The sequence below is a fragment of the Streptomyces sp. NBC_01750 genome (assembly GCF_035918095.1).
Lineage (GTDB): Bacteria > Actinomycetota > Actinomycetes > Streptomycetales > Streptomycetaceae > Streptomyces.
The window spans coordinates 7,588,673-7,612,146 of the sequence record NZ_CP109137.1 but is presented as its reverse complement, the minus strand read 5'-3'; the positions used below and the strand labels follow the sequence as shown (position 1 = coordinate 7,612,146).

Below are 23,474 nucleotides of genomic sequence, written 5' to 3'. Positions count from 1 at the left end.
AGTCCATGAGCGGCCGTCGGGCTACGGCGTCAGTACCAGGCCGACGCGTGCGCCTGTCGGCGCGCCGAGAACCGTGACGCCGTAGTAGACGCCCGACGAGGGGATCACGCCGGACGTACCGCTGTTGTCGATCTGAAGGACCGCGCCGTCGTTCGCGTCCTCGCCGTCCGCGCCGATGGCCAGATCCGCCCGCGTGTAGCCGGACAGGTCAGTCAGTGAAACGGATGAACCGAGACGGTCGTTGGTCTCGGTGTCACCCGGCACACCGGCGGTGTCCTGGTGATACGCGACCGAGCCCGTGGCCGTCGGTCCCGTGGCCGAACCGCGGAGCAGGATCACCTGGCCCGCATTGGTCCGGGCGACTCCGCCGCGGGTGATGTCCTCGCCCGGAAGTCCGGTGAGGATGTCGCCGTATCCGTCGAGGTTGACGTCGCCGATGGAGATCGACGCACCCATGTCGTCGCCGGTCTCGCCGGTGTCCGGGACGCCGGTGGTGTCCTGGCTGAATGTCAGCCTGCCGGTCGAGGTCAGCCCGGTCGCCGAGCCGAACACCGCGGTGACCGCTCCGCCCTTGGCGGTGTGACCGGACTCGGCGGCGACGGGCTGGCCCACGGCGAGATCGGCATAGCCGTCGCCGTTGAGGTCACCGGCGGCGAGGGAGCGGCCGCCCTTGGCGTCCAGGATGCCGACCCGCTGCAGACCGGTGGAGGAGCCCTTCAGCCAGAGCAGGCGTGCGATACCGCCCGGATCGCGGAAACTGATCGCCACATCGGCATAGCCGTCCCTGTTGAAGTCACCGGTCACGGCGGAGGAGAGGCTCGTCGCAGCGGTGTACGCGGAGGTGCCGAGGAAGCCGGCCTTCGTGGCGTACTCGGACTTGTCCTCGAACACCCACCAGCGGCCGGGCTTGCCCGGAGCGACGGTCAGAACGTCGGCCCTGCCGTCCGCGTTGAAGTCGCCCACGGTGACGGCGGAGCCGAGCTTCTCGCTGATCAGCCGGTACGCGGGAGAGGTCATGTACTGCTTGCCGGTGTCGAGCCCCGGACCGTACATGACTGTGACCGAACCGGTGTCTCCATGGCCGGAGTCGTCGTCCTCACCGAGCGCGCCGATGGCGAGGTCGGCGTAGCCGTCACCGTTGACGTCGCCGTACGCCGACGAGGAACCGAAGTTGTCGCTGGTCTCGTTCTCGCCGGGGACGCCGGGTGAGGCCTGGGTGAGGGTGCGTCGGGCCGTGGCGACCGGCCCGTTCGTGCCGCCGGGCAGGACACTCACCGTGCCACCGGTGGCAGCGATCTTCGGCAGGCCGACAGCCAGGTCCGTGATGCCGTTCCGGTCGAAGTCGGAGGTGGGGATCGCGGAGTTGCGGCCCGCGCTCACAGCGAAGTCACGGATCGACGAGAGCTTGGCGTACAGGTTCTTGCCCGGGCACGCGGTCGCGAAGGCATCGCGGTGGCCGGAGATCACATTCATCGTGGCCTGCTGGCCCTCGGTCCACTTGCCGGTGTTGCCCTGGGCCGTGAGCGTGACCGTGGCCTTCGGGTTGCCGCCGTACTGGCCGAGCTTCCAGGCGGCGAGACGGGCGGCCGACTGCAGAGCGGCCGTGGTCGGCTTTCCGGCAGGCTTTGCGGTGGCCGTATCGCCCTCGAAGTCACCGAGCAGAGCGATGCCGGTGGAGTAGCTGTTGAATCCGTAGGTGTGCGCACCCTTGACCGGCAGGTCGACGCCGCCGGCCCGGCCCTCGAAGATCTGGCCGCACTTGTCGACCAGGAAGTTGTAGCCGAGGTCGTTCCAGCCCTCGGTCTTGACGTGGTAGGTCATGATGCCCCGTACCAGGGCGGCCGACTCGGCGCAGCTGTAGTTGTTCGTGCCGACGGTGTGGTGGATGAAGACCGCCTGCACCTTGTCGATGTACTCGGCGGGGTCGTCGACCATCGCCTCGTCGGCACCCCACTGGGCGCGGCCGATGATCGGCGGCTGCTTCACCGTCGACGGCGGTGCGGTCGGCTTGGTGGGCGTCGGGCTCGGCGTCACTGTGGGAGTCGCGGTCGGTTCGGCCGTGTCGGTCGGAGAACTCGTCGGCGTGGCCGAGTCTGTGGGAGCCGCGGTGTCCGTCGGCGACGCGGGAGCCGTCGGGGTGACCGGATCGCCCGGGGATGCCGACGGAGTCTCGTCCACGGCGAACGCGGCGTTGTCCATGACCGTGGCGGCGGGGTTCTTGGCCTCGGTACCGCTCACACCGGGGTCGACCATGTGCAGCTTCAGGTTCTTGGGCAGCGCCTTGCCCGAGTCGACGCGTACCTGCACCCCTGTGGACGGTCCGACCCACAGCGGCTCGGACGCTCCGTGTGCCGTGGCCTCGGCCCCGTCCGGTCGGTGTGCGTCCAGTTCGAGCGCCTGCCAGCCGGACCACTTGCCGGTCTCGGCATTGCGCGTACGGACCTGTGCCGTGCCTTTGACCTCGACCGTGGCACTGTCCCAGCCGATGCCGACGAGGGAGAACGGATCGGTGCCGGTGGCCGGCAGCTCCCGCTCGGTGACTCCACCCTTGTCCAGCTGGAGCGTACGGAGTTTCGCCGCACGCTCCTGCTGATGCGGCTTCTTGGGCGGGTCGGACGGGTTGGCCACGGCGATCGTGACCACCCCCGCCCCGCCCAGCACGACGGCGCCGACGGTCAGCCAGGCTCGGCGCTTCATGCTCAATGGTCTGTACGCATGCGACGTACGCGGGCTCAAGTGCCCCACCTCTCCAGAAAGTTCACTTGCGGCGCACCCGTCACATGGGCGGCCTGAGCTACCCAGCGCACCGAGCTGACGAAACATCACGGGTCAGCGGTTGAATGTGATGTGGATCACGCATTACTGGTGTCAGGGCGTCAGGCGCGAGAAGTCCGGCGCCGGCCGCCAGTTCGCCTTCGCCTTCGCCACCGAGCGGGCGGGAACACGGCCCGCCACTGGTCCGCAAAACGGTCAGAGGCCGCATCGAATCTCTTCGATGCGGCCTCTGACCTGCGACTTCGAAAAGTCGGGACGACAGGATTTGAACCTGCGACCCCTTGACCCCCAGTCAAGTGCGCTACCAAGCTGCGCCACGTCCCGGTGTGCGTTTCTTCCGGATTTCCGGCCGAGCACGCAAGAGAACATTACCCCACTCCGCAGGGCCCCCCGACGTCCCGCCTGCGGTCATGCGGCCCGCACAGGCCACGCCAGTGAGGGCCCCACCCCCGCTCCTCGGGGGGCCAGGGTTCGGCGGGCCACTCGACAACCGGCGGCTCGACCGGCCGAAGCGCGGAGGGTGCTCGCTGTACGGCAGCCGGACGAGGACGCCGGCGGACTCCGGATGACGCAGGCGCACGGCGAGAACATCGCGGGGAGCGCCGACGTTGCGGGCGATCGCGGCGCACCGGCGATTGCCGAAGCCGATCTCCCTGATGGCCGGCAGCGCCCACTTCTCAGCGACGACCTGCAGCGATGCCGCGATCGCACACGGCCTGCCGCGCGAGTCCGGCGGCAGCGCGGGAAGCGTGCCGTCCTCTCTGGTGCACGCCTTCACACCCACTGGGTTGCCACACACTGCCTCCGGCATCGCGCCCGGCGCCCGGCAGACGTCGGACGCCCGACGGCAGGCGTCCGACGGACCACGGTGGACAATCGATCCGACGGACCACGGTGGACAATCGAGGTGTGGACAACGCACCGAGGGACCGCGACCCCGAAGGGCGCGCACGCAACGCCCGTCCTCGCGATGGACTGGGACGCCCACTCCCCTACGGAACACCGGGGGTGGAGCGGCAGCCCGAGGGTGTGGTGCGTACACCCGGTCAGACACTGACGGAGGCGCAGCGGCTGCTCGACGCGGGCATGCCCTTCCACGCGCACGAGGTCTTCGAGGACGCCTGGAAGTCCGGTCCCGAGGCCGAGCGTGAGCTGTGGCGAGGACTCGCGCAGCTGGCGGTGGGGCTCACCCATGCCGCCCGCGGCAATACGGCGGGCGGCGCGCGGCTGCTGCTCAGAGGCGCGGACCGGATCGCCGGCTACCGCGACCCGTACGACATCGATGTGACCGGGCTGACCGCCTGGGCGCGTGAACTCGCGGCCCGCGTCCAAGGACCGGTGGACGCGGGCGCCGAGGCACCCCGGCTGACCTCAGCCCTGTAGCAGGACCACTTCAAGGGTGCGCGGGCCGTGGACGCCCTCGACCCGGTCGAGTTCGATGTCGCTGGTCGCCGAGGGTCCCGAGATCCAGGTCAGCGGGCGGGTCGGGTCGAGGCGGGACATCGCCTGCGGTACGGACGCGACGACCTGGTCCGGGACGCGTACGACACAGATGTGATGGTCGGGGATGAGCGTGATGCGCCGACGGCCCTGTCCGGGGCCGGCGTCCAGCACGATCGTGCCGGTCTCGGCGATGGCGAGCGCGCATCCTGTGACGACACTGTCGACGGCGTCGAGTTCCTGTGCGGTGGAGACCGAACGGTCGTGGATCCGGGTCGCGTCGGCGGCGGAAAGCCACTCGGGCGGGAGTCCGGGCGGTACGAGCACGGTCGCTGAGCCCCGCTCCGCGAGCAGCCGCATGAGCAGCCACGGCATTTCGTCCGGGGTGGTCCGGTGGACGATGGCCCGGTAGTCCGCGAGGTTCTCGTGGAGGAGGTCGAGGACCGCGGCCGGGTCGTCGGGAGTGTGGGTGGTGAGGTAGTCGCGGGCCGGCTCGGGGGCCTCGGGCGCGTCGGCGACCGCGCTGCGCACTCGGGCGAGGATGCGGTCGCGGGAGCTCGTACGGGAGTAGGGTCCGGCGCTCATGTGCGGTTCTTCTTCCACCAGTCACGGAAGGATTCGGCGGGCAGTTCGGGCAGTTCGCGGGCGGCGGTCCAGGCACCTGCGCCCGGCAGTCTCTTCGGGTGCAGCTTGCGGGTCCTGGACGCGGCGCGTTCCCCGGCGGCGAGCGCGGCGGGATGGTCGAGGACCCAGCCGGCGGCCTTGATCGCGGCCTTCTCCAAGCGGTGGCCCTTGCCTCCCTGGTCGGCGACCTTCTCGCGGAGGTGGACGAGGACTTCGGGAATGTCGATGGCGACCGGGCACACCTCGTAGCAGGCCCCGCAGAGGGTGGACGCGTACGGCAGCGAGGCGTCGATCTCGCTCTGGATGCCGCGCAGTTGGGGGCTGAGGATGGCGCCGATCGGGCCGGGGTAGACCGAGCCGTACGCATGCCCGCCGGCCCGCTCGTACACCGGGCAGACATTGAGGCAGGCGGAACAGCGGATGCAGCGCAGCGCCTGCCGGCCGACCTCGTCGGCGAGTGCGTCGGTGCGGCCGTTGTCGAGGAGGACCAGATGGAAGGTCTGCGGTCCGTCGGTATCAGCGGTGCCTGTCCACATGGAGGTGTACGGGTTCATGCGCTCGGCGGTCGATGAGCGCGGCAGCGTCTGCAGGAAGACTTCCAGATCGCGCCAGCTCGGCACCACCTTCTCGATGCCGACGACCGAGATCAGCGTTTCGGGGAGGGTCAGGCACATCCGGCCGTTGCCCTCGGACTCGAAGACCACGAGCGTGCCGGTCTCGGCGACCATGAAGTTGGCACCGGAGATACCGACCTTCGCCCGCAGGAACTTCTCGCGGAGGTGCAGGCGTGCGGCCTCGGCGAGTTCGGCGGGGCTGTCGGAGAGGCCGTCGGGGGCGGGCCGTCCCCAGTTCGCCATCTTCTCCGCGAAGATGTCGCGGATCTCGCCACGGTTGCGGTGGATGGCCGGCACCAGGATGTGCGAGGGCCGGTCGTCGCCGAGCTGCACGATGAGTTCGGCGAGGTCGGTCTCGTAGGCCGAGATGCCTTCGGCCTCCAGGGCTTCGTTGAGCCCGATCTCCTGTGTGGCCATCGACTTGACCTTGACGACCTCGCGCTCTCCGGTCGCCTTCACCAGATCGGCGACGATCCGGTTGGCCTCCTCCGCGTCGGCGGCCCAGTGCACGGTGCCTCCGGCCTCGGTGACCGCCGTCTCCAACTGCTCCAGATAGCGGTCGAGATGCCGGAGTGTCCGGTTCTTGATCTGCTTTCCGGCCTCCCGCAGCTCGGCCCAGTCGGCGAGTTCCGCCACCGCACGGGCCCGCTTGTCGCGGATGGTGTGGGTGGCGTGCCGCAGATTGGCGCGCAGCGTCACATTGTGCAGGGCCTCCCCGGCCGCCTCGGGGAAGGACGGCATCCCTAGATACGTAGCGCTCATACGTAGGGCTCCTCTTCGGTACTGGCGAGGATGTCCGCGATGTGCAGGGCTCGCAGCGGCACACCCTGCGTGGGCACAGCCTGGCGGCGCAGGATGCCGTCGATGTGCATCAGGCAGGAGTTGTCGGCTCCGCACAGCACATCCGCTCCGGTGGAGACCGCATTGCGGACCTTGTCCCGCCCCATGGCGGCGGAGACCTCGGCATTCTTGACGGCGAAGGTGCCGCCGAAACCGCAGCACTCCTCGGCGCCGGGCAGTTCGCGCAGCTCAAGGCCCTTCACCGCGTCGAGGAGCTTTCGCGGCCGGTCGCCGAGGCCGAGCATCCGCAGACCGTGACAGGAGGGGTGGTAGGTGACGGTGTGCGGGAAGTAGGCGCCGACGTCGGTGACGCCGAGGACGTCGACAAGAAACTCGGTGAGTTCGTACGTACGGGAGGGGAGCGAGGTCTCACCGAACTTGGGGTAGTGGTCACGCACCATGGCCACGCACGATCCCGACGGCGTCACGACGTACTCGTACCCCTCGAAGGCCCGCGTCGTCCGGCGTACCAGGGGCTCGGTCTCGCGCCGGTAGCCGGTGTTGAACTGCGGCTGTCCGCAGCAGGTCTGCGCGGCCGGGAAGTCCACCTCTACGCCCAGCCGCTCCAGGAGTCTCACCGTCGCGATGCCCGTGGCCGGGTACAACGCGTCATTGACGCAGGTGACGAAGAGTGCGACACGCATGGTCGGAGGATATGCCGCTTCTGACGGACCCGGTAGCTCCCACGAACAGCCGGGTACGGCAGACTCGACAGGGTGAGAAAGATCTATGTGATCGGCATCGGCGCGGGTGACCCCGACCATCTGACGCTGCAGGCAGTCAAGGCGCTGAACAAGGCGGATGCGTTCTTCATCCTCGACAAGGGCGAGGAGAAGTCGGATCTGACGCGACTGCGGCGCGACATTCTGGACGCGCACATCGAGGATCCTTCGTACCGTCTGGTCGAGGCGCGGGATCCGGAGCGGGACCGGAAAACATCGGACTACTCCCCCGCGGTCGACGACTGGCGCCACCGCCGGGCCGACCTCTATGAGCGGTTCATCGCCGAGGAGCTGGGCGAGGACGAGTGCGGGGCCTTCCTCGTCTGGGGCGATCCGGCGCTGTACGACTCCACCCTCGGCATCCTGGAGGAGATCCTCGAACGCGGCGCGGTCGCCTTCGACCATGAGGTGGTTCCGGGCATCAGCAGTGTCTCGGCGCTGCTGGCCAGACACCGTACCGGTCTCAACCGGGTCGCGCGTCCTGTGCAGATCACCACAGGCAGGAGGCTCGCCGAAGGCTGGCCGGACGGCGTCGACGATGTGGTCGTGATGCTCGACGCCCGGCAGGCCTTCACCCGCCATCTCGACCAGGACCTCTTCATCTACTGGGGCGCCTATGTGGGCACCGAGGACGAGATCCTGGTGTCGGGGCGGCTGGCGGAGGTCTCCGGCCGGATCGAGGAACTGAGGGCCGAGGCGCGCGCCCGGAAGGGCTGGATCATGGACACCTATCTGCTGCGGCGCGGCTGAGCGGTCCGAGCAGCTCGAGCCGTCAGAGCTGTCCGAGCCGTCCGAGCAGCTCGAGCCGTCAGAGCTGTCCGAGCTGTGCGAGGAACTCGAGTACGCCCGCCACGTCCGGCGCGAAGGGCACCTCGGGCGGCGCGGACGGACGCCGGACCACCACCACGGGCACGCCGAGCTCACGCGCGGCGACGAGCTTGGCGGAGGTGGCGGGTCCGCCGCTGTCCTTCGTCACCAGGACATCGATTCCCTGCGTACGGAGCAGCTCCCGCTCGCCCTCGACGGTGAACGGTCCGCGGTCCAGGAGAACCCGGGTGTGGCGGGGCAGCGGCGGCTCGGGCGGCTCCACCGACCGCACGAGAAATCGCAGCTGGTCGAGGCCTGCGAAGGCGGCGAGGCCGAGGCGACCGGTGGTGAGGAAGACGCGCCGGCCCAGCGCGGGCAGCTGCGCGGCGGCGTCGGCGAGCGAGAGGGCCGAATGCCAGAAGTCCCCGGGGCCGGCGCTCCAGCCGGGCCGCCGCAGCATGCAGAGCGGGATGCCGACGGCTGCCGCGGCCTGCGCGGCGTTGGCGCTGATGACGGCGGCAAACGGGTGCGTGGCATCGACGACGGCATGGACGCGGTGCTCGCGCAGCCAGTCTGCGAGACCTTCCGGCCCACCGAAACCGCCGATGCGTACCTCTCCGGCGGGCATCCGGGGCTGCGCCACCCGACCGGCGAGCGAGGTGGTGACACGGAGGCCACCGCGCCCGGTCAGCTCGGCGGCGAGCTGCCGGGCTTCGGCCGTGCCGCCGAGGATCAGGATGTACGTGCCGGGCATGGCGTCGAGGCTACTTCGCCCACAGATCGCGTACGTGCGCGAGGTGACGGGTCACGACCGCGCGTACCGCCCCTTCGTCGCGGGTCAGGAGCGTTTTCGGCAGCTCGTGATGCTCCTGGGCGGAGTGCTGCGGCAGCCCGAGTCCGGCCGCCGCCGTCAGTGCGTACAGCGGTGAGGCCGCCCGGCATCGGCCCGGTGGGATCAGGGGCGCTCGCAGGGTGCCGACACGCTGCCGGCCGACACGCACCGTCCGAGACGGATCGTCCGAGACGGATCGGTTCACCAGGTCAGATGGAGTGCTTCGGGCGAGCGATGGATCAGGGTGGGCCGCATCGCGACCGGCAGCCTGTCCTCCTCGACCCGCAGGCCGGGCAGCCTGCGGGCGAACAGCCCAATGGTCAGCCGGAGCTGCTCACGGGCGAGCTGGGAGCCGGGGCAGCCGTGGGCCCCGTGGCCGAAGGCGACATGCTGCCGGGAAAGGGGCCGGGTCATGTCGAAGACCTCGGGCCGCTCGTAACGTTCCTCGTCGCGGTTGGCCGATCCGTACGCCACGAACACCGTTTCCCCGGCGGGGAGTTCGGTGCCGGCGATCGTCACAGCCCGGGTGGTGGTCCGCCTGAAGCCCTGGACCGGACTGTCGAACCGCGCGGCCTCCTCCACGGCTGCCGGTATCAACTCCCGGTCGGCGCAGACCAGTTCCCACTGCCGTCGGTCGCTCAGCAGATGAAGCAGCGTCGTACCGATGAGCGCGGTGGTCGTGAGATGTCCGGCGATCAGGAAGTTCTGGAGGTTCGACACCAGCTCGTGGCGCTGGTCGAGGGTGAGATCGCCGCTTCCGGGCGCGAGCGCGGCGACCATCGCCGAGCAGAGGTCGTCGCGCGGGCTCATCCGCCGGTCCCTTACATAGGTGTCGAGGAGCTGCTGCAGCGCGACGACATCCTCGGCGGCCCGGACCTGCTCGTCCGGGTCCAGCGGCCGGAACAGCAGTTCTTCGGCGCGGTAGCCGCCGTGCACCGCGGCCGGCACGTCCGCCGGGTCGAGCCCGATGAGCCGCCCGATCACCTGGCCGGGCAGCTGTCGGGCGTACGCCTCCATCAGTTCGACTCCGCCGTCCTGCGCGAAGCCGTCGACCAGTGCCTCGGCGCGCTCGGCGGCGTACGGCACCAGCGCGGCGATCCGGACGGCGGACAGGCCGCTGTTGAGCGGAGCCCGGTGGCGCTGATGGGCGGGGCCGTCGGTGGAGACGACGGTGGGGCGCTTCCCGTAGCCCTTGGCCAGGACCTCCAGCGCGGCGGGCGAGGGCATGACATCGGGGAGCAGCGCGCGCACCGACGAGAACTCCTCGGGCCGGCGCAGCACTTCCCGTACGTCCGTGTCCCGCGCGACGAGCCAGGCATCCAGCTCGGGAACGAAGGTCAGGCCCTCGGCCCGGCGCGCCCGCGCGTAGAGCGGATAGGGATCGCGTTGCAGCTCGTCGAGCCTGGCGTGATCTTTGCTCGCCACGCGGCGCCTCCGGGTCGGAAGGAAGGTTCCTGCACTGGGCGCACCGGTCGTCCGGATGTCCGGCCAGGGCACGTCCGGCCATGGTGCCGGAGCCCCGCCGCATCGGGAAGGGGCACTGCCGGTCTGTGGCATCGTCCGCGGCGCGCATGAACTGCCGAAGCAGACACGGTAGTTGGTCGCCGAGCCGGCCGGGCGACGAAGTCGTCCGTGATCGGCTGCCGCATCGACCACTCCGAGAACTTGCGACTGACCGACCGGCTCGGCGAGCTCCACGGCCCCTTCCGACCCTGCGGTTGAGGGGCTACCGCCCTGGGGCCCGCCCCCACCTGTCGCACAAGCTCCTCGGCGCGCCGGGCTAGGGGGGCGGCGGGACCGGGCGGGCGGACCACATGCGGGCCAGCAGCAGGAGAGCGGAGAGGCCGAACAGTACGGCGGTGATCAGTAGCCAGCGGCCGAGGAACACGTCATCGGGGAGGCCGGTGTAAGCGGTGAAGTTGTCCACCTGTCCCAGGATCAGGGGAAAGTAGGTCAGCAGCAGGATGCCGGAGAGGAAGACCGGCACCCGGACGTAGTTGATCCATCCCCGCATCGGCGGGTTGCCCTCAACCGCCGGTTCCCGACGGCGGCCCAGTACGGTCTGGGCGGCGCGGTCGGTGACCGTGTAGAGGGGCAGCAGGACCAGATCGTGCAGGAGAGCCGCTCCGACGAACCACACCACGACCATCCAGGGTTGGTCTCCGGCCAGCAGCCGGATTCCCGCGTAGGCGGTCAGAGCGAAGGAGCAGAGCACCAGCAGCAGGTGCAGGGGGGAGGCTCCGTAGCGCGCCCGGAAACCGCTCATGCGCTCTCCCCGAAGGTCAGCCGGGTGACCCATTTGGTGTTGTGGACACCCGGGTTGGCCGGGACGATGACGCGCGCCGGATACCCGTGATCCGGCGACAGGTCGGCTCCATTGACCCGCAGGGCCAGCAGCGAGCGCACATCGCGGACCTGGTTGTCGCGCAGCATGGCCGAGCGGAAGGCCCCGCTGCGCTGGGCGGATTCGACGAACACACCCGGCACTCGGTCCGCGAAGCCGACAAGTGCGGCCAGGTCGGCCAGCCGCACCCCGCTCCACTCCTGGTCGTCGGTGGACCACCCTTCCACGCAGGCGATGGGCAGCGCCGCGCCGTGTTGCGGCAACGCCAGCACCTGTTCGCGGGTGAAGATCCGTTCGCGGCCCCCGCCCCGTACGACCAGGCGCCACCCGGGGCCGATGTCGCGGGCACGAATTCCCACGCCTGCCGCGGTCTTGTTGATCTGGAAACCGTTCGGACCGGGCCCGGGCTCCTGGCCGTGCGGGGCAAGCAGGGCGGTGGATCTGAGGGAGCCGCCGATGCTCTGCCCGGCCGTCACTGCGAGCAGTACCAGGGAGCCCGCGCCCACCATGCCCAGAGCACCCCGCCGCGAGATTGTCGGCGGGGTCTGGTTGGGGCTCACGAGACCGGTTTCGTCCCCTGGTGCTGCGTTCGTGCGGCCGGGCATGCGCAGCTCATTGCGGAGGGCGCGGCTGCGCAGTGTCCGGATCACCAGGGGCACGCGGAAGGCGATATGCACGACGAAGGCGCCGATGAACACCCAGGCCCCGTAGAAGTGCAGAACGTAGAAGGAGCCGGGGAAGATGTAGTCCAGCTGGATATTGAGCACACCCGTGGCGAACTCGAACAACACCCCGCCCACGAGCAGGAGCAGCGACAGGCGTTCGAGCGCCTGGCTGACCGAGCTCACAGGAGGCCAGGCGAACAGTCGGGGGATCACCGACCACAGCTTCGCCAGGAGCACTGGGATCAGGACGATGCCGAGCGTGACATGGACGCCCTGGTTGAGGCGGTAGAGCCAGTACGGATCGGTCGGCCAGGCGAACAGACAGAAGCCCAGCCACCCCCTGTCGGGGGTCTGGTCATTGCCCGCAAGATCCGGGTTGTAGGCGGCGTAGGAGAGCAGCCCGGTCACGAACAACACCGGGATGCCGACGAGCAGAACCGCGCCGAAAACAGAGGTCAGCCACGGCCCCCGCAGAGGACTGCGCCAAAAGCCCGGCCGTGACGGACCGGTCGGCGGGCCTTCCCGCAGCAAGTCCGCAAGGCGCGCCCTCGACACTGTCGGGCGCGAACCGGCCGCCGGAGTCGCCGGGGAGCGGGCACCTCTTTCGGGCCCGTCGGGCCCGTCCCCCGCGGCGGGACCGTGACCCCGGCCGCCGGATCCCTCGTGTCCCGCAGACGACGCGGCGCCGCTCACCCCGCCCGGGTGCACGTTCGTCGCCTCCTCTCGCCGCGTTGACCTCTCGTCCGCGCCGCGCGCACCCGGCTCGCCTGTGCTCGCGGCCGGCTCATTCTTCGGGGAAGGCTCGTCCTTGCCGTGTGTGTCGCCCATGGGATCCCTTGTGCGGTTCACGGAACGGCAGGCCGCCGCCCGACGTCGAACACTAGGCCCAAATATCACGTATTGATGGTATTTGGTCGGATGGAGTGCCTGGGGCCCAGATGCCGACCGACAGTCCGCGAGCAGACCGCCCGGACGCAGCCAACTCGCCGCTCGAACCGGCCAAGACCGCGCAGCCCGCCGACCGGTCCACCTCCCACGGGAAGGAGTGGCTCACACCCGGGGCGACAGCGGCGTCGGCACCGCCGGCTTCCTCGACGAGTCCCCGCACGACGCTCGCTCCAGGGCTCGGAGCCCAGAGTGGACCACGTCGGTGCCCATGACTCACCACGTGCACGGCCAGGGGACGACCGCTTTGAGTTGGCGGAAGATTGGCCAATTCACGGGGGGAGCGGTGACGCACGGAGACCCTAGGGTCGGCCGCATGCCCCCACACCCCCCGCGGACCCCGGCGCTCCCGGTACTCCCCTACCGCAAACCCACACCCGGCCGGGACTATTGGGTGCTGAACGATGTGCTGCCCGACGTGGATGCCGTCCGGGCCCGCTGCCTCGCCAAGGAGGACTGGGTCGAGGGCCACCCGCACAAGCCCCAGAGCTGGCCCGGCCTGCGCACGATGCCGGGGCTCGAACCGGAGGAACTCTCCCAGGTCGAAGAACTGGTGAAGAGGGCCATCGGCGCGCGCCGGATATGGCAGCAAACGAACCCTGGTGGCGGCACGCTCAACCACAACTGCATCCAGATCGTCGGCAAGGACGAATGCGAGCCGCGCCCACACACCGATTCACGTGCGCTGTGTCGTTACGCCGCGGTGCTCTATCTCAATCCGAACGTGCCCAAGGGCTGCGGAACCAGTTTTTACCGGCAGAGTCTGCCTGGCGGACGACTCGGCGGAAACCTGGTGACAGCGCCACACAACGACCTTGTCGACGCCCTGGGCACACGCTTCGTCCCGCCCGACTCTTTCACCGAGGATGTGCGCGTGCCGCACCGGTACAACCGTCTGCTCCTCTACACCGCAAACATGATGCACAGCGCCACCGGTTACTGGGGCAGGGCCTTGGAGGACAAGCGCATGACAGCGGTCTTCTTCTGGATGGCCTGACACGTCGGTCCGGACCGGCGGGAGGCGCCCGCGGCAGCCACGGCACTGCCCAAATCCGGTACGCCCACCCACCCTCGCCCCGCCGTAGGGACCCTATGGGGAGTGCCTGTCCGACCTCGCTGTCGCCGGCGTCCGGACTGGACATGAGCGACACACCCGACCCGACATCCGGAGCCAGGACACGAAGAGAGGGCCTCCACAGGCTCTGACCTGTGAAGACCCTCAGCACCGTCGGGACGACAGGATTTGAACCTGCGACCCCTTGACCCCCAGTCAAGTGCGCTACCAAGCTGCGCCACGTCCCGGTGCCCGTCTGACCTGGGGTTTCCCCCGGCCGAACACGCATGAGAACAATACCGCACTTCGGCGGGTGGTCACGAACCCCATTCCGCCGGCCGGACCGGATGATCACCGTCGGCGAGCAGCCACTGGTCGGCTCGGGTTTCCACCGCCCTCACGTGAGGCTATCGAGCACGCACGGAGAGTGGTCAGCGAACTGATGGGCCCCGGGCCATCACGGCCCGTACGGACCAGGCGCGGTCACCCTGCGGAAGGCCGTCCGAGCTCGGGGTGTGCGTCGACCAGTCTGCGAGGTGCGGCCTGGCGCCAGGAGTCGAGCAGGATCGCGTACAGCTCCTCATCGTCCTCCACGGCGGCCAGCCGCACCCGCAGCCAGGCGTAGTTGTCGTCATGTCCCGCGCGCATGAAGAACTTCTCGGGCTCGGAGGCGATCAGCTCCTCCCGGTCCTCCTGGGGGCACTTCACGCCCATCACCCTGTCGTCGTCATCGAGCGAGGCGAAGATCTTGCCGCCGCCCTCCAAGCGGAACGTGGGCCTGCCCCAGGCGAGCTTCTCCACCGCGCCGGGGAGGCCGAGCGCGAGCCTGCGCACATCGTCAGCAGTGGCCATGCGAAGACGGTACGACGCGACACTGACACTCGCCCCCATTGCCACACAGGACCCCTCAGGCCCTTTGACCCCCTGTATAGCCGCAACCTACGCTGCGCAACGTTACAGATAGCGCTTTCTGCACCACGTTCCGGGCTGCCGGGCGGCAAACCGGTGACATACGCCTGGGACTCCGACGGGAAGGCCACCGTCGACTCGACGGAGGCGAACCCGACCCATGTCATGCTCAGCTTCGGCGACACCATCCCCTTCACCGTGGAGCACCGGGCGTGACAGCGCCCGCCTGTTGTACGCGCCGGGGCGCGCGCCTCTGGCACCCTCTTGTGCTCCGAGCGCCGGACGGGCGCGTATGAGCGCCGGTGCCCAGCCGGTCCGCCGGGCCGGAGTGCGTTCTTTTCGGTCCAGGTCTGAGCCGTATCGGTTCTGCTGGTGTTCCCGGATGTCACCGCTGTGCAGGTCCGAGGTGCCTTCTTGTCCCTCAGTGCCATATACCCACGAAACCTTTGCCGTTGGCATGTGGCAGAAAGACACAGACGGGGAATGCCGTACGGCAGGACCGGACGGGCCCGTACCACACGGAAAGCAGCCTCAATCAAACGTCAACGGTCCGCAATTTGGCCAGAGTTGGCGTCGATCTTGTGCCACCCTGAAACGATCAACACCATGATGTGGTCGGCCTGTTCGGGACGGGACCACTGCCGATGCACCACCTGCTCGAACAACCGCCCGAGCAGGCGTTTCGCAGAGGAGGGCTCGCGATGGACGGTTACTTCGCCAGTCGACTACATCAGCAACTACGTGATCATGTGCGTGACTTCGCAGAGAAGGAGATACGTCCGCGGATCCCAGCGATGGAGGCAGCCCGTGCCGTCCACCACGAACTGTCCCGGCTCATCGCCCGGCAGGGCTGGCTCGGCGCCACGATCGGCAAGGAGCACGGCGGGATGGGGATGGGACACCTCGCCAAGACCATCATCATCGAGGAGCTGTCCCGGGTCAGCGGCGCGATGGGCGCGATGGTGCAGGCCTCCCAGCTGGGCGTTGCCAAGATTGTCCACTTCGGCAACGACGAGCAGAAGAAGACCTGGCTCCCCTCCATCGCCGCCGGCGACTGCCTCCCGACGATCGCGGTCACCGAACCCGAGTCGGGCGGCCATGTGCTGGGCATGAGCGCCACCGCCGTACGGGACGGCGACGACTACGTTCTCAATGGCCGAAAGGTGTTCGTCGGCAACAGCCATATCGGTGATCTGCACGGCGTGGTGGTCAGGACCGGACCCGGATCCAGGGGGTTAACGGCCTTCCTGGTCGAGTCGGACCGGCCGGGCTTCGGGATCGGCGAGCAGCGGCCGACCATGGGTCTGCACGGCTTCAGCTTCGGCGAGTTGCACTTCGACAACTGCCGTGTCCCCGCGCCGAACCGCCTCGGCGAGGAGGGCGACGGGCTGGCCGTGGCGTACTCCTCCAGCGTGCTCTACGGACGCGCCAATCTCACCGCCGTATCGCTCGGCATCCACCAGGCGATCCTGGAGGAGACCACGAGGTTCTGCTCCGATCGGCGGCGTTACGGCAAGCCGCTCCATGAACTTCCGTCCGTCAAACTGAAGTTGGGGTCGTTACAGTCCCGGTTGATGACCTCCAGGCTCGCCGCGTACCACGCCGTGCATCTGCTCGACGAGGGGCTGCCGTGCGATGCGGAGCTGATGAACGCAAAGCTGGTCAATGTCGAGTCGGCGATCGACTCAGCGCGTAACGCCATGGAGATCCATGCCGCGGCAGGGCTCTTCACCGACCGCCCCATCGAGCGGTATCTGCGGGACGCGCTCCATATGTTCGCCCCGGCCGGCACGTCCGACGTACAACTGCTGCGCCTGGCGGAGGTGGCGCTGGGCACGGCGAAGGGCCAGTGGTCGCAGCAGCTGTCCGACGTGGTCCGGCTGGACGCCGCCGTCTGACCGACCCGCAGCGGGTGACGTCCCCGGGAGCGCGTCGGGCAGCCCGGGGACGTCACTTCACCAGAATCGGTGGGACTTCAGATACTGCCGTCCTCACGCCGGTGGATCTGGTCGATCAGTTCCGCGGCGAGCGACTTGATGGTCTCGAGCCCCGCCCGGCCCCAGGGCCGCGGCTCGGTGTCGACCACACAGATCGTGCCCAGTGCGATCCCCGTGCGGTCGATCAACGGCGCACCGAGATAGGAACGGATGCCGATCTCGTCCACCACCGGGTTTCCCGCGAACCGCGGATAGTCGCAGACGTCCTCCAGGACCAGCGCCTTGCGCCGTACGACCACGTGCGGGCAGTAGCCGTGGTCCCGCGCCATGAACCGGCTGACACCACCGTCGCCCGTCGCGGCCGTCGCACCCAGGTCGGTGCCGGAGTGCGCACCGGACGGGGTGTGCAGACCGGCGAAGAACTGCTGGTTCTCGTCAATGAAGTTGACCATGGAGTACGGCGCGCCGGTCACCTCGGCGAGTTTGTGCGCGAATTCGTCGAAGGCCGGGTCCGGCCGGTCCCCGAAACCCAGCTGACGCAGCCGCCTTACGCGGACGGGCGCTTCGCGGTCTACGGGCGTGAGCAGCAGATGGCCGGTCGGGTCGTACGTCATGTTGGTGCTCCGTAGCTCGGTGCCATGGCCGGCACCGCGGTGGTGGTGAGCAGATGCTGGACGAGGGTGACCAGGGTCCCTATCCCCGAGCTGGCGATCCGCGCGTCGCACAGCACGACCGGCACCTCCGGTTTGAGGTCGAGCGCGGCCCGTACCTCTTCCGGTTCATAGCGGTAGGCGCCGTCGAACTCGTTGACGGCGACGACGAATCCGATGCCGCGCCGCTCGAAGAAGTCCACCGCGGAGAATGAGTTCTCGAGGCGGCGCGTGTCGGCGAGAATGACCGCGCCGAGCGCGCCTTCGGAGAGCTCGTCCCACATGAACCAGAAGCGCTCCTGGCCGGGTGTTCCGAAGAGATAGAGCACATGACTGCGGTCCAGGGTGATCCGGCCGAAGTCCATGGCGACGGTTGTGGTGGTCTTGGACTCAATGCCGTCCAGGCTGTCGGTCGCCACGCTGACCTGGGTCAGGAGCTCCTCCGTACTCAGTGGTTCGATCTCACTGACCGCTCCCACGAAAGTCGTCTTGCCGACCCCGAATCCGCCCGCGACGAGGATCTTCAGTGCGGCGGGAAAGGGGTCGGCAAGCTCACAGTCGTCGTCGTAGGCCATCCAGCACCGCCTCCAGCAAAGATCGGTCGGTGGGTGAGTCGTGGTGGCGGCGGGGTGCCCGCGCTGTGACCGCCCCGCAGTCCACGAGATCGGAGAGCAGCACCTTGGTGACCACCGCCGGGAGCCTGAGGTGGGCCGAGATCTCGGCGACCGAGGTCGGCCCGTCGCACAGCCCGAGCGCCAAGGCGTGCTCGGGGCCGAGATGCGTCTGCGGCACGCTTCCCGTGGCCATCACCAGGGAGAGCAGATCCAGCGTGGCCGTGGGGCGGGTGCGACCGCCGCTCACCGTGTAGGGGCGGATGAGCCGGCCGGCCGCGTCGTCGAGCAACGGCCCGTCCTTGGGGACCGGCACGTTCATTGCCCCGCGGCGCTCGGCGCCCCCGCCGATTGTCTGGCCGGGGTGGTCAGGTACGGCCGTACGCTCTTGACCAGCATCGCCATCTCGTATCCGAGGACCGCTGCGTCCGCCTCGCGCCCGGCGAGCACGGCGAGACAGGTGCCGGAGCCGGCGGTGGAGACGAACAGCAGCGTGGAATCCAGCTCCACGACCACCTGACGCACCTCGCCGCCGTCGCCGAAACGCGCTCCGGCGCTGCGGCCCAGTGAGTAGAGGCCGGAGGCAAGTGCCGCCATATGGTCGGCGCTGTCGGCATCCAGGCCGTGCACCGATTTCACCAGCCCGTCGGAGGAGAGCAGCACCGCATTGCGTGTGTACGGCACACGCTGGACCAGGCCGCTGAGCAGCCAGTCGAGGTCCGAGACATGGCCGTTAGGCGCATCGCTCACCATGGTGCATCTACTCCTTGGGGGTGTTGTCGCGGCGCTGTGGGGCGGGATCCGCGACGGACTGGGACTCGGCCAGGCCGATGCCGCGCTGGAAAGCCGCCATCAGGCCCGGGTCGTGGAGGGTGTTCTCGTCGTCCTTGCGGGGCGTTGGGGCGTCCCTGAGCTGGGGCACGAGGTGTTCCTGGCTGCGGCGCCTGGGCAGCTGGGGGCGGCCCATGGGGCCGGGCACCGTTCCGCCGGAAGGCGGTCCTGCGGTGGTGTGGACAAACTGCTCGGCGGACGAGGTCTCCGCGGGCGCCGTGTGGTTGACGCCGGGGCGGGCGGCGGCAGGGTTGGGGCGGTCGCTCTGTTCTCCGCGTACGTTGAGCAGGCCCGCGCCGAGCGCGGCGTGCACCGGTGCGCGCTGCGGCTGTTGAAGTGGCGGTTGCGGTTGCGACTCCGGTTGTGAGTGCGGTTGCGGTTGTGAGTGCGGTGGATGTTCGGGTGGTTGAAAGGCCGGTGGCTGGTGAGGCGTTGAGTGAAGCTGGTGCGGGATCAGCGGCGGGGCCACGGCCGCCTGAGCCGCGTCGGGCTGGGCCGCGAGGTGGTTCGCGCTCTCGTGCGCCGCGGCGGCCTCGGACTGCGGGAGTCCATCGGGCTCGGCACCGAGAAGTCCCTGCGGCAGTACGAGGATGGCCTGCACACCGCCGTAGATATTGGTCTGAAGCCGTACCGCGATGCCGTGTCTGCGGGCGAGCGCGGAGACGACGAACAGGCCGATCCGGCCGTCCTGCAGCATATGGGCGACATTCACCTGGTCGGGGTCGGCGAGCAGGGCGTTCATCTTGTTCTGTTCGGCGGCGGGCATACCGAGGCCACGGTCCTCGACCTCGACGGCGAGCCCGGCCGTGACGTGCTGGGCGCGCATCAGCACCTGGGTGTGCGGGGCGGAGAACAGCGTGGCGTTCTCGACCAGTTCGGCCAGCAGGTGGATCACGTCGGCGACGGCGTGGCCGCGCAGGGTGCCGTCGATCGGCGGTACCAGTTTGACTCTCGGGTACTGCTCCACCTCTGCGATGGCAGATCGGAGCACCTCGGTCATGGTGACCGGGTTGGACCACTGCCGGCGGGAGATGGCGCCGCCGAGTACGGCGAGGTTCTCGGCGTGTCTGCGGATGCGGGTGGCCAGGTGGTCGACGTGGAAGAGGCCCTTGAGCAGCTCGGGATCCTCGACCTCGTTCTCCAGCTCGTCGAGCAGCTGGATCTCGCGGTGGACCAGTGACTGCAGCCGGCGGGCCAGATTGACGAAGACTTCGACCTTCTGTTCGTTGCCGACGCTGCTGGAGAGCCGGGACGCCTGCACCACCGCCGCCACAGCGGCCTCGTGGGAGCGGCTCAACTCCTCCGTCAGCAGATCGAATTCGTCCCCGCCCGGCGCTGCGGGCTGTGGTGTCCGGCGAGCGGGCGGCCCTTCGCCCCGTCTGAGCTGCTCGACCACGGTGCGCAGCTCGGTCTGTCCACGGACGGTGGACCGGCGCAGCTCGGCGCAGCGGTCGTGTACGGATCTGGCCATGCGGTCCGCGCCCATCGCCGCCGCCACCACGGAAGCGATGGCCAGCACGGCGGAACCGGTGAGCACGGCCCACAGGTTGGTGGAGGGCTGGGAATCGTCGTAGCGGATCGCGAAGATCACCGCGATCGTGCCGCTGAGCGCGGTGACGACCGCGGGCAGGACTGCGGTGCGCAGGAGTCGAGGGCGTATGCGGGCTTCCGGTGACGACGGCACGGAGTGCGGCCTCCCCGCCGATGACAGGGAGCGGGCGCCTGGCCGGTGGCGCCCGCCCTCACGGCGGTCCGGCCGCGCGGCGGGTGCGCGTAGTTGAGACATCAGCGTCCTTGGTACGTGGGCCCCAGGAATCGGCGTACTGCAAGTGGTCAGCTTCGGCTCCCGGAGGACTCGTCATGCACAACATGAGCCCACCGCTGATCACCGGCAACACACGGTAGTCGCCAAGCGCGCACGTGCGACGGGCAGTTGACAAACTTGCCCGTCATTCGTCCCGCTCTGGTATGAGGCCTCGTACGCCAGCCCGAAAATGCGGAGTGCCCCCTCTGGTCGCTACGGCGGCCAAAGGGGGCGGATGCCGCGGGACGGACGCCACGGGGTCCGTCCCGCGCGTCGAACGCGCAGAATCGGGCGCTACGGCTCGGCCGCCGCGGCAGGGTCGGACGCCGCGCGTCGGAGGCCGCGGCAGAGTCGGACGCCGCGGTGCCAGGCGTCGCGGGTCGAGGTCCGCAGGGCCGGGCGTCGCGGGTCAGGCGCTCGGTGCCACCTCGTGGCTGCCCGTACCGGCCGACTCGGTCCAGCCCGTGGCGGGCGCGGTCGCCACCGCGCGCCACCACGGCTCGGACGGAATGCCCTGGACCGTCGGCTCGAACGGCTCGCCGGGCCGGGGCAGCGCGATGCGCGCCCCCTCCACGGCCGCTGCCGCGACCGTGCCCTCGCCGGGCTCTGCCCACGGGTGCGGCGCGAGATTGAACGTCCCCCAGTGGATCGGCAGCATCGCACCGGACGCCTTACCGCCCTGCAGATCGAGATGGGCGCGCATACCTTCGGCGGGTGTCATATGGATGTCGGGCCAGTACTCGCTGTACGCACCGATCTGGATCATGGTGGCGTCGAACGGGCCGTGCTCGGCGCCGATGTCCTTGAAGCCGGGGAAGTACCCGGTGTCGCCGCTGTGGTAGATCCGGTGCTCGGGACCCGCGACGGCCCAGGACGCCCAGAGGGTGTGCTGCTGATTGCGCAGACCACGACCGCAGAAGTGGCGGGCGGGGGTGGCGGTCAGCCGGAGACCGGCCACCTCGGTCGACTCGTTCCAGTCCAGCTCGCGCAGCCGGTCGGCGGGGACACCCCAGCGCTCCAGGTGCGCGCCCACGCCGAGCGGCACGGCGAAGACCGTGTCCGTGGATGCCAGAGCGCGGATGGTGGGCAGATCGAGGTGGTCGTAGTGGTCGTGGGAGATCACGACGATGTCGACCGGGCCGAGGGCGGCCAGTGGTACGGGCACGGGGTGCAGCCGCTTGGGGCCCGCGAAGGGGAAGGGGGAGCAGCGCTCGCCCCAGACCGGGTCGAAGAGCACCCGCCGGCCGTCGATCTCGGCGAGAACGCTCGAATGCCCCATCCACGTGAGCCGCAGCCCCGAGGCCGGAGGCTTCGCGATATCGGCGAGAGTGGTGGCGTGGATGGGCACGAGCCCGATCGGGGACCGGTGCGCCCGCGCTTCCTTCCGGAAGTAGATCTTCGCGAATTCGATCATGGAGGCGCCGGACGGCCTGGTCCTGGCCCCTACAGGGTTCTGGAAGACGCCGTCCACGAAGTTCGGCGAGCGGCGGATCCGCTCCCACCGCTCTCCGGACGGGTCCGCGCCGAATGCGGCGGGCCGCAGCGCGCGCAGCCGGGAGCTCAGCGGATGGTGGGGGGATCCAGTGCCGGTCACGGCACCTCCTGGTGTCGGTGTCTTGTTCATTATGAGCGGGGGGTACGTCAGGACGGGAACGGGCCCGTTACGGGCCTCGGCGCCATCGGCCTCCCTGACGGGACATCGCAAGTGTCGAGGCCGGAGCGCGGGCGCCATGACCGGCTCAGCCGCGGGGCTGGCCATAGGCCCGTTCGACGCGCAGCCGGAGAACGAGGCGCTTGTCGCGGACCATCGCACGCCGGTAGTCGTCCCAGTCCGGGTGTTCGCCCACGACGTCCCGGTAGAGGGTGATCAGCTCTTCGACGGTGGCGTCGTACGGGTCTGCCGCGACCGGCGAGAGCTCCGCGGCGCCCTCGACGACGGTCCATGCCCAGCGGTCGCCGCTGGTGACGTGGTACCCGGCGCGCGGGTCGCGGCGCAGGTTCCTGGTCTTGGCCCGGTCATCGGTGACGGACACCCGGATGGTCCGCTCGTCGGGGTAGTACGCGTGGTTCACATTGGAGAGCTGGGGCCTGCCGTCCCGCTTGAGCGTGACCAGTACCCCTCCGTCGCACTCGGAGACCAGCTTCAACAGGGCTTCCTGCTGCGGGTCTCTTTCGGGGTCCTGCGGAGCGCCGATGTCCGTCATGACCACAGCAACGTCTCACCCGGCACGGGTGTTCCTGAAGATCTTTCCTCTCCGATGTCACATCCGGGTGCACCCGGACCGTCGTACGCGTGCAAGGACATTGTCCAAACTTCTGGAGGCCCGTCATGGCCCGTATCTCACTCACCCCGCGCCGTTCGCTCCTGTTCCGCGCAGTGGAGTGGTACTCCAGGCGCGCGTACGGAAAAGTCATCGACCCCGCGAGGGCGCTGGCTCACAACCCACGGGTGCTGTGGAGCGATCTGCGTTTCGAGCAGTCGCTCGCCAAGTGGAAGGAGCTCGACTCCGGTCTGAAGGCACTGGCCGTGATGGCCTCGGCGGCGTCGATCGGGTGCAGCTGGTGCATGGACTTCGGGCACTGGGAGAGCCAGGAGCGCGGCATGGACGTGCGCAAGCTCCGCGATGTGCCGGTGTGGCGCGACAGCGACGTCTACACCCCGCTGGAGCGCGATGTCATGGAGTACGCGGAGGCGATGACCGCCAATCCGCCGGAGGTCGGGGACGAGTCGGCGGCCAGGCTGCTCAGCGCCCTCGGCGAGGCCGCGTTCGTCGAGCTGACCGCGATGGTGGCGGTGGAGAACCTGCGCTCGCGGATGAACGCCGCACTGGGTCTGACCAGCCAGGGCTTCAAGGATCACTGCGACATTCCGGCCGGTGAGGGAACCCCCGCCCGCTGAGCCGCGTGCCGCGGGACCCCCGCTCGGCAATCTGTTGACGATCATGTTGACAGGGGAGCTCCCAGCTCCGGATACTGACTGACGATTCAGTTAATCGTCGTCGCGTCCGGAGGCAGCATGTCCGAGCTCCCCACCGAGCTGGTCCCGCCCATCGCAGAACAGCGCGACATC

23 protein-coding genes and 2 tRNA genes are annotated in these 23,474 nt (G+C 69.3%); 5 read left to right on the top strand and 20 right to left on the bottom strand.

The features are described from left to right. Positions 1 to 21 precede the first annotated feature (21 nt). The 3 genes from OG966_RS34375 to OG966_RS34365 all read right to left on the bottom strand — a co-directional run bounded on the left by OG966_RS34375 (position 22) and on the right by OG966_RS34365 (position 3,586). Positions 22 to 2,697 carry an FG-GAP-like repeat-containing protein gene (locus OG966_RS34375; protein ID WP_326653956.1) on the bottom strand — a complete coding sequence of 892 codons (2,676 nt, stop codon included), beginning with the start codon at positions 2,695 to 2,697 and terminating at the stop codon, positions 22 to 24. A gap of 328 nt (positions 2,698 to 3,025) precedes the next feature. Beyond that, positions 3,026 to 3,099: transfer RNA gene (locus OG966_RS34370), tRNA-Pro, on the bottom strand. Further along, positions 3,077 to 3,586, bottom strand: a complete 510-nt coding sequence (locus tag OG966_RS34365; RefSeq protein ID WP_326653955.1) for a winged helix-turn-helix transcriptional regulator — start codon at positions 3,584 to 3,586, stop codon at positions 3,077 to 3,079. Before OG966_RS34365 ends, OG966_RS34370 begins: the two co-directional genes overlap by 23 nt. 98 nt (positions 3,587 to 3,684) lie before the next feature. Between OG966_RS34365 and OG966_RS34360 the strand changes: the two genes are divergently transcribed. Further along, positions 3,685 to 4,158 carry a DUF309 domain-containing protein gene (locus OG966_RS34360; protein ID WP_326653954.1) on the top strand — a complete coding sequence of 158 codons (474 nt, stop codon included), beginning with the start codon at positions 3,685 to 3,687 and terminating at the stop codon, positions 4,156 to 4,158. Here OG966_RS34360 and OG966_RS34355 read toward each other — a convergent pair. From OG966_RS34355 to OG966_RS34345, 3 genes are read right to left on the bottom strand one after another with little or no spacing between them, the layout of a single operon-like run. Then, complete coding sequence (locus OG966_RS34355; RefSeq protein ID WP_326653953.1) at positions 4,147 to 4,800, bottom strand: LutC/YkgG family protein; 654 nt, start codon at positions 4,798 to 4,800, stop codon at positions 4,147 to 4,149. The two genes, OG966_RS34360 and OG966_RS34355, sit on opposite strands and share 12 nt — an antisense overlap. After that, entirely contained in the window at positions 4,797 to 6,215 is a 1,419-nt protein-coding gene (locus OG966_RS34350; RefSeq protein ID WP_326653952.1) for a LutB/LldF family L-lactate oxidation iron-sulfur protein, read from the bottom strand. The genes OG966_RS34355 and OG966_RS34350 overlap by 4 nt, the downstream gene beginning before the upstream one ends. Beyond that, positions 6,212 to 6,937 (bottom strand): (Fe-S)-binding protein, encoded by a 726-nt coding sequence (locus OG966_RS34345; protein ID WP_326653951.1) that lies wholly within the window; start codon positions 6,935 to 6,937, stop codon positions 6,212 to 6,214. Before OG966_RS34345 ends, OG966_RS34350 begins: the two co-directional genes overlap by 4 nt. A gap of 72 nt (positions 6,938 to 7,009) precedes the next feature. Here OG966_RS34345 and cobF point away from each other — a divergent pair, with 72 nt between their 5' ends. Beyond that, positions 7,010 to 7,765 (top strand): precorrin-6A synthase (deacetylating), encoded by a 756-nt coding sequence (cobF, locus tag OG966_RS34340; protein ID WP_326653950.1) that lies wholly within the window; start codon positions 7,010 to 7,012, stop codon positions 7,763 to 7,765. A 58-nt stretch (positions 7,766 to 7,823) separates the two neighbouring features. Here cobF and OG966_RS34335 read toward each other — a convergent pair whose 3' ends face one another. The 5 genes from OG966_RS34335 to OG966_RS34315 form a co-directional block, all read right to left on the bottom strand. Then, the gene (locus OG966_RS34335; RefSeq protein ID WP_326653949.1) at positions 7,824 to 8,576 is read right to left on the bottom strand and encodes a cobalt-precorrin-6A reductase; all 753 of its coding nucleotides are present in this window, start codon (positions 8,574 to 8,576) and stop codon (positions 7,824 to 7,826) included. Positions 8,577 to 8,586: 10 nt separating this feature from the next. Beyond that, entirely contained in the window at positions 8,587 to 8,859 is a 273-nt protein-coding gene (locus tag OG966_RS41000) for a hypothetical protein (protein ID WP_406730491.1), read from the bottom strand. Continuing rightward, positions 8,856 to 10,079 carry a cytochrome P450 gene (locus tag OG966_RS34325; RefSeq protein ID WP_326653947.1) on the bottom strand — a complete coding sequence of 408 codons (1,224 nt, stop codon included), beginning with the start codon at positions 10,077 to 10,079 and terminating at the stop codon, positions 8,856 to 8,858. The genes OG966_RS41000 and OG966_RS34325 overlap by 4 nt, the downstream gene beginning before the upstream one ends. Before the next feature lie 355 nt (positions 10,080 to 10,434). Then, entirely contained in the window at positions 10,435 to 10,920 is a 486-nt protein-coding gene (locus OG966_RS34320) for a hypothetical protein (protein WP_326653946.1), read from the bottom strand. Beyond that, entirely contained in the window at positions 10,917 to 12,191 is a 1,275-nt protein-coding gene (locus OG966_RS34315; RefSeq protein ID WP_326655493.1) for a molybdopterin-dependent oxidoreductase, read from the bottom strand. The genes OG966_RS34320 and OG966_RS34315 overlap by 4 nt, the downstream gene beginning before the upstream one ends. A gap of 733 nt (positions 12,192 to 12,924) precedes the next feature. On the opposite strand from OG966_RS34315, the gene OG966_RS34310 reads away from it, so the two are divergent. Beyond that, a complete protein-coding gene (locus OG966_RS34310) occupies positions 12,925 to 13,605 on the top strand; it encodes a DUF6445 family protein (protein WP_326653945.1) in 681 nt (226 codons plus the stop codon). A 231-nt stretch (positions 13,606 to 13,836) separates the two neighbouring features. Here the strand turns inward: OG966_RS34310 and OG966_RS34305 are convergent. Both OG966_RS34305 and OG966_RS34300 read right to left on the bottom strand, forming a co-directional pair. After that, positions 13,837 to 13,910, bottom strand: a tRNA-Pro gene (locus OG966_RS34305). Between the two features lie 235 nt (positions 13,911 to 14,145). After that, complete coding sequence (locus OG966_RS34300) at positions 14,146 to 14,514, bottom strand: MmcQ/YjbR family DNA-binding protein (RefSeq protein WP_326653944.1); 369 nt, start codon at positions 14,512 to 14,514, stop codon at positions 14,146 to 14,148. A gap of 758 nt (positions 14,515 to 15,272) precedes the next feature. On the opposite strand from OG966_RS34300, the gene OG966_RS34295 reads away from it, so the two are divergent. Further along, on the top strand, positions 15,273 to 16,469 hold the full coding sequence (locus tag OG966_RS34295; protein WP_326653943.1) for an acyl-CoA dehydrogenase family protein: 1,197 nt from the start codon (positions 15,273 to 15,275) through the stop codon (positions 16,467 to 16,469). Positions 16,470 to 16,546: 77 nt separating this feature from the next. Here OG966_RS34295 and OG966_RS34290 read toward each other — a convergent pair whose 3' ends face one another. The 7 genes from OG966_RS34290 to OG966_RS34260 all read right to left on the bottom strand — a co-directional run bounded on the left by OG966_RS34290 (position 16,547) and on the right by OG966_RS34260 (position 22,608). After that, positions 16,547 to 17,122: a GAF domain-containing protein gene (locus OG966_RS34290; protein WP_326653942.1), complete on the bottom strand. Its 576-nt coding sequence runs from the start codon at positions 17,120 to 17,122 to the stop codon at positions 16,547 to 16,549. Further along, positions 17,119 to 17,733, bottom strand: a complete 615-nt coding sequence (locus tag OG966_RS34285; RefSeq protein WP_326653941.1) for a GTP-binding protein — start codon at positions 17,731 to 17,733, stop codon at positions 17,119 to 17,121. The genes OG966_RS34290 and OG966_RS34285 overlap by 4 nt, the downstream gene beginning before the upstream one ends. Next, positions 17,711 to 18,091, bottom strand: a complete 381-nt coding sequence (locus OG966_RS34280) for a DUF742 domain-containing protein (RefSeq protein ID WP_326653940.1) — start codon at positions 18,089 to 18,091, stop codon at positions 17,711 to 17,713. The genes OG966_RS34285 and OG966_RS34280 overlap by 23 nt, the downstream gene beginning before the upstream one ends. Further along, positions 18,088 to 18,522, bottom strand: coding sequence for a roadblock/LC7 domain-containing protein (locus OG966_RS34275; protein ID WP_326653939.1), 435 nt, complete (start codon positions 18,520 to 18,522; stop codon positions 18,088 to 18,090). Before OG966_RS34275 ends, OG966_RS34280 begins: the two co-directional genes overlap by 4 nt. 7 nt (positions 18,523 to 18,529) lie before the next feature. Beyond that, positions 18,530 to 20,386 (bottom strand): sensor histidine kinase, encoded by a 1,857-nt coding sequence (locus OG966_RS34270; RefSeq protein WP_326653938.1) that lies wholly within the window; start codon positions 20,384 to 20,386, stop codon positions 18,530 to 18,532. A 427-nt stretch (positions 20,387 to 20,813) separates the two neighbouring features. Then, positions 20,814 to 21,998 (bottom strand): MBL fold metallo-hydrolase, encoded by a 1,185-nt coding sequence (locus tag OG966_RS34265; protein WP_326653937.1) that lies wholly within the window; start codon positions 21,996 to 21,998, stop codon positions 20,814 to 20,816. A 145-nt stretch (positions 21,999 to 22,143) separates the two neighbouring features. Beyond that, the gene (locus OG966_RS34260) at positions 22,144 to 22,608 is read right to left on the bottom strand and encodes a PPOX class F420-dependent oxidoreductase (protein ID WP_326653936.1); all 465 of its coding nucleotides are present in this window, start codon (positions 22,606 to 22,608) and stop codon (positions 22,144 to 22,146) included. A gap of 125 nt (positions 22,609 to 22,733) precedes the next feature. On the opposite strand from OG966_RS34260, the gene OG966_RS34255 reads away from it, so the two are divergent. After that, positions 22,734 to 23,303 carry a carboxymuconolactone decarboxylase family protein gene (locus OG966_RS34255; protein WP_326653935.1) on the top strand — a complete coding sequence of 190 codons (570 nt, stop codon included), beginning with the start codon at positions 22,734 to 22,736 and terminating at the stop codon, positions 23,301 to 23,303. The last annotated feature ends 171 nt before the right edge of the window (positions 23,304 to 23,474 follow it).